This window comes from Micrococcus sp. (genome assembly GCF_030523875.1).
GTDB lineage: Bacteria > Actinomycetota > Actinomycetes > Actinomycetales > Micrococcaceae > Micrococcus.
This window is the reverse complement of sequence record NZ_JAUNHR010000169.1, coordinates 1-1,683: the sequence shown is the minus strand read 5'-3', so window position 1 is coordinate 1,683 and position 1,683 is coordinate 1. Positions and strand designations below refer to the sequence as shown.

Here is a 1,683-nt window from a genome sequence, read left to right as displayed (position 1 = left end):
AGGCCCCCGTGCTCAAGGAGCTCTCCGCCAAGTACAAGGGCAAAGGCGCCGCGTTCCTCGGCGCCAACGTTCGGGACGAGAAGGAGACGGCGGAGGCGTTCGAGCGCGCGTTCGGCATCGCCTACCCGTCCGTGCGGGACATCGAAGGCAAGGTCCTCCTCGCGCTGTCCAAGTACGTGCCGCTCAAGTCCGTGCCCGTGACCGTCGTCGTGGACCCGGAGGGCCGCGTGGCCGCCCGCATCCTCGGCGCCGCAGACAAGTCCACGCTGGACACGCTCATCAAGGACAACATCGCCTGAGCCTCCATGTCTGAACCCCTGAGCGCCCTCGCCCCCCTGGCCGCCGCCAACCCGTTCGCTGAGACGGTCGCCGACGGCCCCCTCCTGCTTGCCATCCCCGTGGCGGCCCTTGCGGGGCTCGTGTCGTTCCTCTCGCCGTGCGTCCTGCCGCTCGTCCCCGGGTACTTGGGGTACGTCACCGGCCTGTCCGGCGAGGAGCTGGAGAACGGGCGCAAGTCCCGCGTGGTCCCCGCCGTCGTCCTCTTCGTCCTCGGCTTCTCCGTGGTGTTCGTCCTGGCCGGCGCGGTCTCCGCCCAGCTGTTCTACTGGATCAACGGTGACGGGCGGTGGCTGACCCGGGTCCTGGGCGTCGTCGTCATGGTCCTGGGGCTGGGCTTCATGGGGCTCATCCCCTGGCTCCAGGGCCAGGCCAAGCTGGCCTGGCAGCCGCCGCGCGGTCTCGTGGGCGCGCCGCTGCTCGGCGCGGTCTTCGCGCTCGGGTGGGCGCCGTGCATCGGGCCCACGCTGGCCGCGGTCCTCGCAATGTCCAGCGCCCTGAGCCCCGATCCCTGGCGAGGCGCGTTCCTCGCGTTCGTGTACTGCCTCGGGCTCGGCATCCCGTTCGTCCTCATCGCCTTCGGCGTGCGGCGCGGGCTCGGACGCCTCGCGGCCCTGCGCAAGCACCGGCGCGCCATCTCCCTCGCGGGCGGCGCGCTGCTCGTCCTTCTCGGCCTCCTCATTGCCCTCGGGCACTGGACCGAGTGGATGAGCGCGTTACAGAACTGGTTCAGCACCGAATACTCGGCCCCGATCTAAGGCACCTCACTCATGGCCCACGCATCTGACGACATCGCACAGCCGAAGCTCGGTCCGCTCGGCTGGCTCAGGTTCGTCTGGACCCAGCTCACGTCCATGTCGACGGCGCTGTTCTTGCTCCTGCTCCTCGCCGTCGGCGCGGTTCCCGGCTCAATCTTCCCGCAGCGCTCCGTGGACGCCGTCAAGGTGGCCCAATACAAGAAGGACCACCCGGACCTCTTCCCGGTCCTCGACGCGCTCCAGTTCTTCGACGTCTTCTCCAGCGCGTGGTTCTCCGCGATCTACCTCCTCCTCTTCATCTCGCTCATCGGCTGCGTCATCCCGCGCGCCCGCGTCCACTACCGGCACTGGCGCTCCGCCCCGCCGAAGACCCCGGCCCGCCTCGAGCGGCTGCCGGAGCACGGCTCCCTCGAGGCCGGCGACGGGTGGACGCCCGCCGGGGCGGCTGACGCGGCCGCAGCCCTGCTGCGCAAGCGCGGTTACCGTGTGGACGTCCGGCCTGCGGCAGGTGGGCGCGGTCCCTCCATCGGCGCCGAGCGGGGCCTCGTCAAGGAGCTCGGAAACCTCGTCTTCCACGCGAGCCTCATCG

3 protein-coding genes are annotated in these 1,683 nt (G+C 70.5%); all 3 read left to right on the top strand.

Annotation, left to right across the window (positions count from 1 at the left end; genetic code table 11):
• The coding region (locus tag Q4D18_RS11850) for a TlpA disulfide reductase family protein (protein WP_303128671.1) at positions 1 to 299 on the top strand (299 nt) is incomplete at its 5' end.
• Between the two features lie 6 nt (positions 300 to 305).
• Positions 306 to 1,094: a cytochrome c biogenesis CcdA family protein gene (locus Q4D18_RS11845; protein ID WP_303128668.1), complete on the top strand. Its 789-nt coding sequence runs from the start codon at positions 306 to 308 to the stop codon at positions 1,092 to 1,094.
• A gap of 12 nt (positions 1,095 to 1,106) precedes the next feature.
• On the top strand, positions 1,107 to 1,683 hold a 577-nt coding region (locus Q4D18_RS11840), incomplete at its 3' end, for a cytochrome c biogenesis protein ResB (protein WP_303128666.1).

What these genes read in the sequence shown, in the direction of transcription:
- Q4D18_RS11845 (WP_303128668.1), top strand. Translation starts at nt 306, where the DNA reads ATGTCTGAACCCCTGAGCGCCCTCGCCCCCCTGGCCGCCGCCAACCCG.